The organism is Brachyspira suanatina, from assembly GCF_001049755.1.
Taxonomy (GTDB): domain Bacteria; phylum Spirochaetota; class Brachyspiria; order Brachyspirales; family Brachyspiraceae; genus Brachyspira; species Brachyspira suanatina.
Genome location: NZ_CVLB01000001.1, coordinates 1,422,547 through 1,436,696 on the forward strand (window position 1 = coordinate 1,422,547; position 14,150 = coordinate 1,436,696).

The window sequence follows — 14,150 nt, forward strand, 5'->3', positions numbered from 1 at the left end:
ATGTCCTTAAAGTCAAAAATAATGATAATTTTTTGTACAAAATTCTGCAATTTTAAAGATTTGATATTACTCTTATGTTTTCTCCATAAGACCATATGTTATTATTATCTTTATAATCAATAAATACAGATTTTGGAGAAATAAGCATATTTAAAGCAAAAAGAGAAAAAGAAAAAACATTATTTATATTAGGCAAACTACCTTCTAATATATTTGCTCTAAGCATTTCATTATTTACAGGGACTTTATAATTACTGTAATTAGATTCTATTATATTTAATCCTACTTTTTCTATAAATTTTATAAGATTATCCTTATTAAAATTCACAATATGCTCAGTAGATAAATATCTCATAAGCATATCATAGCTGCATTGATCTTTCATAGGTGAATTAGGCACTTCAATATATAAATATCCATTAGGTTTAATCATATTTTTAATTTTTAATAATATTTCAGATGGATTTTTAAAATGCTCTATTACATGTGAAAGCATTATTATATCATATTTATCTTCACTTTCTAAAAAATTAGGTTTTAAATCAATGTTGTATTTATTTTTTGCATAAAGCCTGGCATTATCATTGAGTTCATAACCGTAAACATCACAGCCATATTTTTTAAATATACTCAACAATAAACCATCAAAAGCACCTATTTCACATACTTTTTTATTTTTACAGTCAATATAATTATTTACAAAATTAAACTGAGATAAGCTTCTAGCATAACGCATTTTGCTTTTAGCTTTTTCAAATAATTTATTTTTTATATTATTATGATATTCATTCTTATACAGAAGATATATTTCTTCATCAGTGGGCTGATCTATAAAATAAAGCCCGCAATTACTGCATTGATAAACCTTTTTGTGATTCTTCCATATATTTTTTATAATGCCGATTTCAGTATAATTGTTACTTCCACAAACCTCACATATCATAAAAATATACTCTATTATTACTATTATTCAAAAGAAAGCTCAATTCCGCATTTAGGACATTTAGTCATATCTTCTGTAATGCTAGATCCGCAGTTAGGACATTCATAAACTTCTATCTCTTCAACAACCTCTTCAGAAGTAGTTTCATATTCATCATCAGAAGCCTCTACAACCTCAACAACATCTTTCATTACAAGCATTAAATTATCAACAACATCTTTTTCGAGATTAGTTTTTTCCATAACATCTTCTACAGACATATTATATAATTCTTCTATAGAATTGATATTATTATCTATAAGAGTTTTTATTATAGCTTCATCAATACCCTGTAATGAATATAAATTACTTTCAAATACTTCTGCTGTTTCTAACTCTTCATCAGCAGCCTGAACTTCTTCTGCAGTATCTGAGAATATTTGATTCAAAGGAACTATATCTTTTAACAATTCAGGATTTTCTTTAATATCTGTTTCTGTTTTTATATCAAAATAATATCCTGTAAGCTGAGAAGCTAATTTCACATTATAACCGCTTTTACCCAAAGCAAGAGAAAGCTGTTCATCTGGTATAATAATCATAGCTTCTTTTTTTTCCGGATCTGTAATAATAATTCTTATAGGTTTAGCTGGAGTGATAGCCTCAGCGATATATTCTCTTATATCTTTAGACCATTTTACAACGTCTATCTTTTCGCCTTCTATTTCTTTAATTATAGATTGTATACGAATACCTTTTTGCCCTATACAAGCACCTATAGGATCAACTTCAGGCTTATTAGATGCAACTGCAACTTTTATTTTTAATCCAGGCTGTCTTACTACATTTTTAATTTCTATAGTACCATCAGCAATTTCTGGTATTTCTAATTCAAAAAGCTTCTTTATAAAGTCAGATTTTGTTCTAGTAAGCAATATTTTTGTATGAACCTCTTTACCTTTTTCATCTTTACCCCCCTGAACTTTATATATATAAGCTCTTATTCTATCTCCAACAGTATAATGTTCTCTAGGAGATTGGTCTTTCTTCTGTAATTCCCCTTCTGTCTTTCCTAAATTTATATAGATAGTTCCTCTATGTTCTCTTTGGAAATATCCGTTTACAAGCTGATTTTCTCTTCTTTTAAATTCATTATATATAAGATTTTTTTCTAATTCAGAAATTTTTTGGAAAAATGCAGTTCTTGCTACTGTACTTTCTATTCTTCCGAATGCTTCTACCTGATCAACAAGTATTAAAACTTCATCACCCAAATTAATATCCTGATCTAATTTCTTAGCCTCTTCTAAAGATATTTCTTTATTCTTATTTCTAACTTCTTCTACAACACTAGCACCCTTATATACAGTAGGATTATTTTTATTGTCAAAATGAATATGAAATTTTATATCATCACCATATTTCTTCTTTAAAGCTAATTCCATAGTGGATGCTATTACTTCTTTTAAAAGCTCCACACTAATATCTTTTTCATCAGAAAGCTGCTGTAAATAAGTTCCAACATTTTCAAACATTTTGACTTCTCCATTTTTTATTTTTTATTAAACATATTTATAGTATATAAATATTAACAATTTAATCTTGCTTTTATGATATCTTTTTTTAATATTTTTATATTTTTTTCATTAATAACATTATCTTCATCTGTTACAGTTATTATAATGTAATCATCTTCAGACTTTTTCAACATTGCATAAGCAGTAATAAATTCTTCACCGTTTCTATATTTTATTTTTATAGGCATATCTTCAAATAATTCATATCTGTCATTAAATTTCCACCTAAATCCGGCAGAAGAAACTGTTATGGTATAATCTCCCTCATCATAACCATTAGCTTTTATGCAATCCTGAATCTTTCTAGTAGTTTCTATACAATGAGTATGAGATACACTTTCTTTTTTCTTAAAAATAACAGCATATACTTTTTTATTATCAGAAATAGCTCTCACTTTCAAATCAAGCAGATATATATTACTTTTCTCTAAAATATCTTTTATACCGTTATATAATATAATTTCATCTATTATATTATTATCTGCTTTCTTAGTAACTTTATCTTTTTTTAATTTCTTTTTTTTAGGCTCTCTGCCATATTCTTTTTGTTTCTGAGGTCTAGTTTTATTATTCATATAAATGCTGTTTTTTATTATTTTCCTAATATAAAAAAAGAGTGTCAGTTTTTGCTGCCAAAAACCAACGCCCTTCATTACAAATATTTTCGGAAGTATTTTTATTTTACCCTACTAATGATTTTTGTCAAGTACTTTAATAAAATTTATTATTATGTTAATATTATTTAATTGACTTTTATTATTTTCTATTTTATTATAAATAAACTATGAATAGTATTTATTAAATGATTGGTAAAAGATGATATTTTATATATTAACAATTATATTTTTCTTATATGTGGTATCTATAGCTATAAAAATGCTGCTTGAAAACAGACCTCCTTATTCATTTATAGCCTGGCTTACTGTTTTAGTATTTTTGCCTTATATTGGTGTAATATTTTATATATTCCTTGGAATGGATTGGAAAAAATCAAAAAAGAAAATTTCTGCTAAACTTCCAGAGGATATGATAAAAAATTATTTTTCTTCATTGCTTAAAGAACAAATAAAAATACTTGATAATATGCAGGGTAATTATGGGAAGCATATAAATTTGGTTAAGCTTGCAATAAAAAGCGGATACTCACCTATTACAGTTCAAAATGAAGTTTATGTATTTGATGATGGCGAAAAACTCTTTGATGCTATAATTCAAGATCTAAAACTAGCAGAAAAAACTATACATATGGAATATTTTATATGGAGAAGCGATAAACTTGGAAATAGAATAAAAGATGTTCTCATAAAAAAAGCAAAACAAGGAGTTGAAATAAGGCTTATATTTGATGGTGTAGGATCATTAAAGAGAATAAGCAGAAAATACAGAAGAGAATTGAAAAAAAATGGAATAAAATTTTTATATTATCATGACCCTTTTTCTATATTATGGACTAGATTTGTAAATTACAGAAATCACAGAAAAATAGTTGTAGTTGATGGTGTTGTAGCATATATGGGAGGAATGAATTTAGGACAGGAATATATAGACGGAGGAAAACGATTTAATTCTTGGAAAGATGTACATATGAGAATAGTTGGAGATTCATGCAATCTTATACAGAATGTTTTCGTTTGCGATTGGTATAATGCAGGCGGAAGAGATTTAGAAATTTTTAATGTTGAAGAAAATAAACATAAGCATTTAAGAAGAATAAAATATGCTAATAAGGAATTAAACGAAGAAAAAGTATCAATTATAAGAAAAGATTTATTTCCGCAGTCATTTACCGATAAATTTCTGCCTGTTCAGATAATAACTTCAGGTGCAGACTCTAAATGGGACAGCATACAAAAAGTATATTCTAAAATGATAGAAGAAGCTAAAGAAAGTATTTACATAGAAAGCCCATACTTTGTACCTGATGACGGATTTTTAAGAACTTTAGAGAATGCTGCATTATCCGAAGTAAATGTAAACCTTATGATAACAGGAAACCCTGATAAATTAGTTGCTTGGTGGGTGGCCCAGACATATTTTGAAACTTTACTAAATGCTGGTGTAAATATATATTTATATGAAAAAGGTTTCTTGCACAGTAAATTCTGTGTAATGGATGGAAGAATAGTATCATGCGGTACTTGCAACATGGATATAAGAAGCTTTTATTTACATTACGAAATGAATGCTGTTATATATGATATTGATATAGCTAAAAAATTTGAGGATATATTTAAAAAAGATATGCTTGATTCCCATAAAATAACTATAGAGGAATATTCTAAACAGCCTATGCTTGTAAGACTTAGAAATTCGGCTTGCAGAATTATAGCTCCTGTTTTATAATATGGCATATTTTTTTATATGGTAAATAATTATGATGAAGAAAATAAAAATATCAGAATTAGATAATCAAGCCCTTTTCGAATTGGGATTTTCAAAAGAGAGACATATTCTTTTTGTAGATGATATAGGTATAAAAAAGGATAATATACCAACTCTAAATGAACTTCTAAAAACTAGAGAAGATTTCTTTATTAACTTATCGTCAGAAAAGGATGAAAGCAATAAAAATTATATAAGCGGTAATGATCTGCTTACAGCTTTGCCTGAAATGAGAAATCTTATATATCATGCATCGTTAAAATATCCTTTAAAAAATATTTCTATATTTGCTAAACTTATCAATTTGAGAAGTTTGCATCTATACGGTGATTTGCCTAAAGATATGGAATTAAAGCCTCTTGATAATATAGAAAATTTAGAAAGTATTTATATAGAAAATGGGCTTACATTAAGACAAGATGTTTATTTATCTATGAAAAGTACAATAAGAGAAATAGGTGCTGGAACATTCAGAATGGAGTCTTTTGATAAGAATCCTAATCTTAAAAAAATAGCCGTTCTTACAGGAGTTTCTCATGAGGAAGAAATGCCTAAAAAACTTCCAGAACTAGAAGAACTCTATATTGAAAAAGGCAAGAATATAAGATCATTTAATTTTATATCAGAAATGAAAACTCTTAAAACTTTGGAATTGAATAATATACCTACATTAAAAGAAATTCCTGATTTAAGTAATTTAGAAGATTTAAAAAAGGTTATTTTAACTAATCTTAGAAATCTTGAAAATATGGATGCTATATTAAATCATCCTAGAATAAGAATTTTAATATTAGAAAATATAAAATGCTTTAATGTAGATATGCTTTCAAAGGAAACAGCTCCTAAATTAAAATATGTATCTGTTATAAGCGATGATAAAAATTGGGATAAAAGAACAAAGAAATTACTGGAAGAAAAAGGATATAAAGACTATAATGAAGATTAGTGCCTTTGAATTCTATATACAAAAAGATAAATATAAAAATCTAGAAATAATAAATAATCATTTAAAAAATATAAGTACCAAAGAAAAATCTGATTTAATAGTACTTCCTGAATTATCTTCTAATGGTTATTTATTTGAAAACAGAGAAGAATTAATACTTACTGCTGAAAATATAAAAGACGGCATATTTATAAATAGCCTATCTGAAATGTCAAAAAAATATGATACCTCTATAATTGCAGGATTCGCTGAAAAGTTTGAAGATAAAATTTATAATTCTGCTGCAATAATAGAAAAAGGAAATATAAAAGGCATATATAGGAAAATACATTTATCCGATTTTGAAAAGAAATTTTTTGATATTGGAGAAATAAATAATGCTGATTTAGTCTTCAATATAAACGGCATTAATATATCAGTACAAATATGCTTTGATTTATGGTTCAATGAAATATCAAGAAAGCAAATATTAAATGGAAGTAATTTAATATGCGTACTTGCTAATTTTGGCTCCAACACTACTTTTGAAATAGCTAGAATAAGAGCAATAGAAAATTTAACTCCTCTAGTATTATGTAATCGCATAGGTATAGAAAAAAATTCAATTATGGAAGCTTCTTTTATTGGCAAAAGTTTTATATGCGATGAAACAGGAAAATTACTCACAAATATAAACGAAAATCAAAACAATAAGATAATAACTGCTGAAATAGAAATAAAAAACAATAGACAAAATATAATATGTTCTGATTTTATAGAAGAAATAAAAAGACATTATTAATAAAATAGAATGAGCATGATTTTGTATAATCAAGCCCATTCCAAATATAATTTTTATATTATCAAGTTTTACAATTTGAAATAACTTACAACGTCTATTAATTTCTGAGCCTCGCTGCTTAAAGTTATACTAGCTTCTTTTGACTGCTCTACTAAGCTAGCATTTTCTTGTGTGCTTGCATCCATTTTCAATACTGCCTGATTAACCTGATCAACTCCGCTTTGCTGTTCTACTGCTGTTGTAGAAATATCTCTCATTATATTGGCTGTATTTTCTATTTTATCCTTAATATCAACAAATATTTCCTGAGATTTTCTTGCTGCTTCTGTTGCTACTCTTATTTTCTCATCTGAATCAGCTATTAAGGAAGTAATATCTTTTACAGATGTTTGAGTATTCTGTGCTAAAGTTCTAACTTCAGAGGCTACAACAGAGAAACCTCTGCCCTGCTCTCCTGCACGTGCTGCTTCAACTGATGCATTTAATGCTAATATATTAGTTTGAAAAGCAATATCTTCTATTAATTTTGTTATATTAGTTATTTTTCTGCTTGCTTCATAAACATCTTCCATACTTCTTGTTGTACTGTCTATTATAAGTCCTGCTTCTTCTACAGACTTTTTAGAATCATTCATCATATTATTTCCTATAACAGATTTTTCTGCAGAATTTTTTATTGTAGAAGCCATTTGCTCCATAGAACTAGCAGTTTGTTCCAATGATGATGATTGAGATTGAGTTCTTAAAGCTAAATCATTATTTCCGCTTGCTAATTCTTTTGATGTCAATTCTATATTATTAGAAGAATCAATTATATTGCTTACTATATTTTTTAACTTTTCTATAGTATTATTAAATCCATTAGCTATTATTCCAAATTCATGATTTTGATATTTATTAGTCAAAAATTTAGTTGGTGCTGATACAGTTAAATCTCCGTTTCCAAGTCTGTTCAAATCGCTTGCTATTCTTGATAATACTCTTGATATATTTTTATTAACATAAACTATAACTATAAATGATGTAATAATAAGAAGTAATAAACTCAACACTATAGTTATTTTTATTAAAGTATTTTTATTATCAAAAAATTCACTATCAAGCATAGTAACGCACATTATCCAATCTATATTTTCAAGTCTTGAAAAAGCCATTATTTTTTTACCTTCATCCTCATAATGTAAAGCACCTTTTCTCTGTGAGGCTGCAGCAGATAAAGCATTTTTAGAACCTATAGATATAGTATTAACTTTTTTAACTTCTTTATGAGCTACTCTCCTTCCTTCTTCATTAACAATATATATATTACCTGTTTTTCCTATAGTAATTTCAGAAAAATATTTTTGAACAAAAGAATCCCATCTCAATTCAGCATATAAAACTCCGGCAGGTCTTGCATTAGTATCAAATACTCCGGCCAAAACACCTATAACATAGTTTCCTGTAACTGATGACAAATAAATCTCATCTTCAATAGCATACTTATAATTATTGTTTTGAAGCTCTTTCCATATAGTTTTTTGACTTATAGTATTCAAATGTTCATTAGAAGCAGTATCTAAAACAACTTTTCCATTTAAATCTATTAAAGCAAAAGCTGAGAAATGAGATTCTAATTCTTTTAGAAGCTCTGTAAATTCACCGTTTGCTATAGATAATGTATATTGATTAGGATTTTCAAAATAATCTAAAAATTCAGATTCTTTTGATATAACAGAAGTCAAATCTGCCTGATCTTCAATCCATATAGAAACTAAATCTCTATATCCGTCAGCAGTTTCCATAAATCCGCTTATAGCAGTTCTCTCCATAAATATTGCCGAAGCAGATATTATTACTATAATAAGAACCAAAAGCATTACAGCTACAGATGATATAATAGTAAAAGGCATTTTAAATTTCAAAGTTTGCATAAATTTCATAAATAACCCCCATATATAACTCAATTATTACAATAATAGTATATGATATTTTTTTAAAAAAGTCTATATATTTGTAAATATTTTTTACTAAAATCTTTAAAAATCTTTTATTTTTTACATATAAAGTAAATATTCGGTAAATTTACAACTTAATTGTAAATATTTTTTATTTTTAATATTTTTCTTTGACAAAATTAATATAATTGTATATCATAATAGTATTATTAAAATTAAGGATTCAATATGTATAATATCAGCCAATTAAAAGACTATTTAAAAGAGAAAAAGATGGATGAAAAATTTTCTTCTATTTATGGAAATGATGCATACAGTATATCTGAAGCATATAACAGATTAAGTGATACTATAAAACATTTTGAAAGTATAGAAAAAACTCAGGAAATATATGTTTTTAGTGCTTCAGGAAGAACTGAACTTTCAGGTAATCATACAGATCATAATAATGGATGTGTATTAACTGCTTCTATAAATTTAGATAAGTTGGCAGTAGTTGCAAAAAGAGATGATAATAAAATAGTTGTTTATACTGACTATTCTAATAATCCTGACATCATAGATATTAATGACTTGAATATAAATAAAGATGAGTATGGAAAATCTAATGCTCTAACAAGAGGCGTTTGTGCCGGAATAAAAAATAAAGGATACAATATAGGCGGATGTACAGTAACTTTAAATAATAAAGTACTTATAGGAAGCGGATTAAGCAGTTCAGCGAGCTTTGAATCTTTGATTGGCGAAATACAGAATGCACTATACAATGAAGATAAAATAAGCAAAGTTGATATAGCAAAAATTGGGCAGTATGCTGAAAATGTTTATTTTGGAAAGCCTTGCGGACTTATGGATCAAATGGGATGTTCTGTAGGCGGTATTATGTCTATAGATTTCAAAGATAATGATAACCCTATAATAGAAAAAGTTGAATATGATTTTGAAAGCAAAGGTTATGCTCTTATGATAGTTGATGCTAAAGGAGATCATAGCGGACTTACAAATGAATATGCTGCTATAAGAGAAGAAATGAATGCTGTTGCAAATTATTTAGGAAAAAAAGTATGCAGAAGGATAACTAAAAAAGAATTGATTGATAATGCTTCTAAATTAAGAGCTGAAGTTGGAGATAGAGCTATAATGAGAGCTTATCACTTTTTAGAGGAAAATGAAAGAGTTATCAATCAAATAAATGCACTTAAAAAAGATGATATAAATACATATATAAAACTTATGAACGAATCAGGACTTTCAAGCTTTATGTATTTACAAAACTGCTATTCTGTTACAAGTTCAAAAAATATGGGAGTAGCTTTAGGACTTACTCTAACAAAAGACTTTTTAAAAGACGAAGGTGCTTGCCGTGTACATGGAGGCGGATTCGCTGGAACTATACAGGCTTTAATACCTGTAAATAAAGTTGAAGAATATAAAAAATATATGAATTCAATATTTGGCGAAGGAAGTGCTGTAAAAATAAGAGTGAGACAATCTCCTGTTTGTGCAATCTAAAAAATCATAACTGATAATTATAACTAACAATAAAAAATAAAAGACAAGTCTAATTTTATAGTCTTGTCTTTTTTATATAATTAATTTCTAATTCAAAATTAATTTTTCCAAGGTACTGTATTGTTTAACCAGCCTCTATCATTCCAATAATTAAAATCATTCTCAGTGAAATTTTTCTTCTTATGCAATGATTTTATTATTTTAAAAAATATCTTTGTTTTTATAGAAGGATTAACTTTACCATATTCCCTTTTTATTTTTTCTGCAGCTAAATCCATTTTTCTTGCAATAGAATCTTTTATTTCATCTTTAACATTATTCCAAGTAACTTCTCTTACTGCAAATCCATAACTATATGTTTTTGCTACTCCCCAAAAGAAAGTACTATCAGACATATCTTTACAAGTGTTTTTCATTCCTCCACCTGCAGCAGTAGAAATACATACAGCCTGTTTTTTGAACATTGATTCATTTGGTCTGTGGACTATCCATCTATAACCATAATGATCTAAAAAAGCCTTCATAGCACCTGTTACATGATACACATACACAGGACTTGCTAATATTATTATGTCAGCATTGTCCATAGCATCTGTAATAGGTTTTAATTTATCATAATGAGGACATAAAGTTTCAGATTTTATAAAACAATTATTACAGCCTACACAAAAAGAGCTAAAATCTCTAGGAAGAAAAAACTCTGTAACTTCTCCTCCCAATCTATCATAAAGCATTTTTGCTGCATGATATGTTGAACCTTTATGATTCTGTCCATGTATGACTGCTATTTTCATTGTTTAATTTACACCTTAAAAGATTAATCTCTCTTTATCTCTCTAGGGAAATCATACTCTTCTAAAGGAAGCAATTTAGGAGCTTTCTCTGAAATATCTCTAAGTTCTTTTGAATAGAAATATTCTGTTCCTGAAATCTTTTTAGATATATATTTTCTTAAACTTGAAATATATATTGTAACTCCAGGGAAAAATCCTTCCATAGAAGTGATGCTGCTATGTGATAATTTTTCAAATTCAGCACTCATTTCATCTCTTTTAGCCTCTAATTGAGCTGTTTCTCTTACAAGATTTGTAATTCTTCTAAGTATATCTTTTATTCCTTCTCTTTTATTAGGCGGTATTCTCTGTATAAATGCTTTTGGATTTTTAAAATACTCTGTACCTAAAAGAGATTTAATCTTACTCATCTCTTCTTTATTAGTTTTAACTGTAGCAACAATATTTTTAAACTCTGCATCAGCTTCAGCATCTCTACCAACTGTAATAGTAGTTTTTGATTCACTCATAGAACCAATACTTTTAGCCCAGACACCATTCAAAGCCTTAACATTTCCTCCAATAATAACACCTTTACCTTCAAGTACAATAACTCTGTCATTTCCAGCTATTTCAGCATTAACAAGCTGCTGAGATAATACATCCCCTTTACATATTATATTAGCATTTCTAATGAATTGAGAATACATCTTTCCATTAACATGTATTGTACTGTTAGGACCTCCTATTATACCGCCGGAAACTATTAAATTACCTGCACATTCTATATATGCATCCTCAATATTACCATGTACATATATATCGCCCTCTGTTTTTATAGAAAATCCAGGAGCAACATTATCTTTAATAATAAGAGAACCATTAACTTCTATATTACCTGTTGATAAATCTACTTTATCTATTTCTGCTACAGTACTTACTGATAAAGTATTATTGTGATTGCTTAATATACCTCTTATACCGCTTCTAATAGTAATACCATCAGGATCAACAACAACATTTTTTCCTAATTTATAGCAGGGATCATCATCATGATGAGCTTCCATTAACACATCATATATATCAAGTCCATCAATAGAAGGTTTTTCCTCCATGAAGTGAGCTATTTGAATTCCTGCTTCTATATTATGAATGAATCCTCTTTCTTTAAAGTCTATGGCACCTGTTTCTGATTCTTTTCCACTGTCCAAAGTAAAATCATAGTCAAGTATAACTTTTTGAACGTTACCATCTATAGGTTTTCTGCCTTCAACAAAGACACACATAACACCTTCATCATATTTCAAATTATACTCTACAAGTTCAGTTATTTTATCATAATTAACCATTAATTTTATAGGTATTTGGGATATAATAGTTTGTATTTCCTCAAGTACAAGCTGTTTTTTCTGACGCTTTTGAGGAGGAAGAACCATTACCCCTCTCCATTTATCAGCTACATTGATAACAGGAATAATAGAAACAGACTTAAGCTCATCATAAAATACATATCCATAAACAGTACTTTTATAAAGTCCTGTCATTTTATCAAATTTTACATTCTTACTAGCTTTTACACCTTCTCGTTTTGAAATTGATTTTAATACGGCATCTCCAGGACGAACATAATTTTTTAAAAGTTCCTCATATAAATTTTGATCATTGCTATCAACATCAACAATTTGATCGTAAATTTCTCTTGTATTTACAAGATTATCATAATAAAATTCATAATTATTAGGATCAATTGATAATGTTTGTGTTGTAACTTCTTTAGCCATATATTCTCCTTACAAAACGAATCAGTATATTCAAACTTTTTTACATAAGAAGAGCATAACATCTCCTCTATTAAATAATTTAACATATTTATCAAAAAAAGTTTTAATAAATTTATTGGGCTTCTTCTCTATAGGTATAGAACCCCAAGAAAAATCACTGATTATATTAAAACCTATACTTTTCATATATTTAGACAATGTTGTCTTTGAAAATAGCCATAAATGCTGTGGCATTACAGCTCTCCAAGCTCCTCCATATTTTTTAGCAAACATACCATCAGCATTTGGTGTTGTGATTGCTAAATACCCACCTTTTGCAAGTATTCTGTAAATTTCTTTAAGAGTGTCTGCAGGATTAGGAACATGCTCTATGACATGTGAAAAATGTATGAAAGAAAAATAATCACTTTCAAATCCTACATCAAGCAAAGGCTTTTCATGCACTGTTATACCATAATTTTTTCTAGCATACTCAGCAGATGATGAGCATATTTCAATACCTTGTGCATTATAACCTTTAGTCTTCAAATAATTTAACATCATACCTGTAGCACAGCCTATATCAAGAACATTTTTATTAGGAAGTTCGCTTTCTATTTTATCAAATCCTATATCTTTCATAGCAAGCTTCATAAGACCAAAAAAATTTTCCTGATTGGCTACCTCATATTCAAAATAATTATCACTATATATATCATTTATTTCTTCCTGAGTCAAAACAGGATATTGATATATAAGTCCGCAATTTAAACATTTATTGTAACTTACCAAATCTGTTTTTATATAAACTTTAGACTTAGTGCTACCACAAAATTCACATTCTTTGTTTTCCACTGTATAACTCTCCAATATTATATTCGGAAAAAAAGATTGTTTCTTTACATATTACACAAATATTATTGCATTTAAGATTATTTGTTATTAACTGTTAAAATTATCTCAGTATTAACACCTACTACTTCATCTGCAGCAGGAATTTGTGATAATACAACATCATTTTCATACATATCATCAGTTATGGTTACTTTAGGCAGAATATTAACATTTGTCATAGTATTTAAAACCTCATTACTAATTATACTAAGAGCTTTATCATACTTCATACCTGTAACATCCGGCATCTTCATAAGTGCTTGTTCAGCAACATTTACTACCAAATATACAGTTCTTCCTCTTTTAACCTTTACTCCACCTTTAGGCTCCTGACTTACAATAGTACCCAACGGATAATTATCAAAATAGTGTGTCTGCACATTGAGATTCATACCCTCTTTTTCCAATAAATTAAATGCTTCAAATATTTCTTTTCCTTGAACATCTGGAAGCTCAAAAGATTCACCACCAGATTTAACAACTATAAATACTATTAAAGTTACAACGATAGCTTGTAAAACAAAAAGCAAAACAGCGAAAAGTATCAATCTTCTAAATACCAAAAATGACTTAGGATCAGTTATTATTCCATCAGGCAAAATTTTATTTATGATTCTTTTTAAAAAGGATATTATTTTATTAAAAAAGTCTTTTATTTTAGCCATA

General features: G+C 27.7%; 12 protein-coding genes. 4 read left to right on the forward strand and 8 right to left on the reverse strand.

The window, feature by feature from the left end:
* Window positions 1-52: 52 nt before the first annotated feature.
* The 3 genes from BRSU_RS06075 to BRSU_RS06085 are packed head-to-tail and all read right to left on the reverse strand — an operon-like array spanning window position 53 to window position 3,074.
* Window positions 53-943 (reverse strand): class I SAM-dependent methyltransferase, encoded by an 891-nt coding sequence (locus BRSU_RS06075; protein WP_048594379.1) that lies wholly within the window; start codon window positions 941-943, stop codon window positions 53-55.
* A gap of 23 nt (window positions 944-966) precedes the next feature.
* Complete coding sequence (gene nusA / locus BRSU_RS06080; protein WP_048594380.1) at window positions 967-2,457, reverse strand: transcription termination factor NusA; 1,491 nt, start codon at window positions 2,455-2,457, stop codon at window positions 967-969.
* A gap of 53 nt (window positions 2,458-2,510) precedes the next feature.
* Window positions 2,511-3,074 carry a ribosome assembly cofactor RimP gene (locus BRSU_RS06085; RefSeq protein WP_048594381.1) on the reverse strand — a complete coding sequence of 188 codons (564 nt, stop codon included), beginning with the start codon at window positions 3,072-3,074 and terminating at the stop codon, window positions 2,511-2,513.
* Between the two features lie 241 nt (window positions 3,075-3,315).
* On the opposite strand from BRSU_RS06085, the gene BRSU_RS06090 reads away from it, so the two are divergent.
* Genes BRSU_RS06090 through BRSU_RS06100 form a run of 3 tightly spaced genes read left to right on the forward strand, consistent with a single transcriptional unit; the run spans window position 3,316 to window position 6,608 of the window.
* On the forward strand, window positions 3,316-4,842 hold the full coding sequence (locus BRSU_RS06090; RefSeq protein WP_048594382.1) for a phospholipase D-like domain-containing protein: 1,527 nt from the start codon (window positions 3,316-3,318) through the stop codon (window positions 4,840-4,842).
* A 31-nt stretch (window positions 4,843-4,873) separates the two neighbouring features.
* Window positions 4,874-5,827 (forward strand): leucine-rich repeat domain-containing protein, encoded by a 954-nt coding sequence (locus BRSU_RS06095; protein ID WP_209435135.1) that lies wholly within the window; start codon window positions 4,874-4,876, stop codon window positions 5,825-5,827.
* Window positions 5,817-6,608, forward strand: coding sequence for a nitrilase-related carbon-nitrogen hydrolase (locus BRSU_RS06100; protein WP_048594383.1), 792 nt, complete (start codon window positions 5,817-5,819; stop codon window positions 6,606-6,608). Before BRSU_RS06095 ends, BRSU_RS06100 begins: the two co-directional genes overlap by 11 nt.
* A gap of 68 nt (window positions 6,609-6,676) precedes the next feature.
* Here the strand turns inward: BRSU_RS06100 and BRSU_RS06105 are convergent, their stop codons facing one another.
* Window positions 6,677-8,530 carry a methyl-accepting chemotaxis protein gene (locus tag BRSU_RS06105; protein ID WP_048594384.1) on the reverse strand — a complete coding sequence of 618 codons (1,854 nt, stop codon included), beginning with the start codon at window positions 8,528-8,530 and terminating at the stop codon, window positions 6,677-6,679.
* Window positions 8,531-8,773: 243 nt separating this feature from the next.
* Between BRSU_RS06105 and BRSU_RS06110 the strand changes: the two genes are divergently transcribed.
* On the forward strand, window positions 8,774-10,057 hold the full coding sequence (locus tag BRSU_RS06110) for a galactokinase (protein ID WP_048594385.1): 1,284 nt from the start codon (window positions 8,774-8,776) through the stop codon (window positions 10,055-10,057).
* A gap of 98 nt (window positions 10,058-10,155) precedes the next feature.
* On the opposite strand, the gene BRSU_RS06115 is transcribed toward BRSU_RS06110, so the two are convergent.
* From BRSU_RS06115 to BRSU_RS06130, 4 genes are all read right to left on the reverse strand, one after another.
* Window positions 10,156-10,851, reverse strand: coding sequence for a flavodoxin family protein (locus tag BRSU_RS06115; RefSeq protein WP_048594386.1), 696 nt, complete (start codon window positions 10,849-10,851; stop codon window positions 10,156-10,158).
* A 23-nt stretch (window positions 10,852-10,874) separates the two neighbouring features.
* Window positions 10,875-12,611, reverse strand: coding sequence for a flagellar assembly protein A (locus tag BRSU_RS06120; protein ID WP_048594387.1), 1,737 nt, complete (start codon window positions 12,609-12,611; stop codon window positions 10,875-10,877).
* Between the two features lie 30 nt (window positions 12,612-12,641).
* Window positions 12,642-13,445 carry a class I SAM-dependent methyltransferase gene (locus BRSU_RS06125; protein WP_048594388.1) on the reverse strand — a complete coding sequence of 268 codons (804 nt, stop codon included), beginning with the start codon at window positions 13,443-13,445 and terminating at the stop codon, window positions 12,642-12,644.
* A gap of 77 nt (window positions 13,446-13,522) precedes the next feature.
* Window positions 13,523-14,149 (reverse strand): PASTA domain-containing protein, encoded by a 627-nt coding sequence (locus BRSU_RS06130; RefSeq protein ID WP_048594389.1) that lies wholly within the window; start codon window positions 14,147-14,149, stop codon window positions 13,523-13,525.
* Window position 14,150 lies beyond the last annotated feature (1 nt).

What these genes read in the sequence shown, in the direction of transcription:
- BRSU_RS06075 (WP_048594379.1), bottom strand. Translation starts at nt 943, where the DNA reads ATGATATGTGAGGTTTGTGGAAGTAACAATTATACTGAAATCGGCATT.
- nusA (WP_048594380.1), bottom strand. Translation starts at nt 2,457, where the DNA reads ATGTTTGAAAATGTTGGAACTTATTTACAGCAGCTTTCTGATGAAAAA.
- BRSU_RS06085 (WP_048594381.1), bottom strand. Translation starts at nt 3,074, where the DNA reads ATGAATAATAAAACTAGACCTCAGAAACAAAAAGAATATGGCAGAGAG.
- BRSU_RS06090 (WP_048594382.1), top strand. Translation starts at nt 3,316, where the DNA reads ATGATATTTTATATATTAACAATTATATTTTTCTTATATGTGGTATCT.
- BRSU_RS06095 (WP_209435135.1), top strand. Translation starts at nt 4,874, where the DNA reads ATGATGAAGAAAATAAAAATATCAGAATTAGATAATCAAGCCCTTTTC.
- BRSU_RS06100 (WP_048594383.1), top strand. Translation starts at nt 5,817, where the DNA reads ATGAAGATTAGTGCCTTTGAATTCTATATACAAAAAGATAAATATAAA.
- BRSU_RS06105 (WP_048594384.1), bottom strand. Translation starts at nt 8,530, where the DNA reads ATGAAATTTATGCAAACTTTGAAATTTAAAATGCCTTTTACTATTATA.
- BRSU_RS06110 (WP_048594385.1), top strand. Translation starts at nt 8,774, where the DNA reads ATGTATAATATCAGCCAATTAAAAGACTATTTAAAAGAGAAAAAGATG.
- BRSU_RS06115 (WP_048594386.1), bottom strand. Translation starts at nt 10,851, where the DNA reads ATGAAAATAGCAGTCATACATGGACAGAATCATAAAGGTTCAACATAT.
- BRSU_RS06120 (WP_048594387.1), bottom strand. Translation starts at nt 12,611, where the DNA reads ATGGCTAAAGAAGTTACAACACAAACATTATCAATTGATCCTAATAAT.
- BRSU_RS06130 (WP_048594389.1), bottom strand. Translation starts at nt 14,149, where the DNA reads ATGGCTAAAATAAAAGACTTTTTTAATAAAATAATATCCTTTTTAAAA.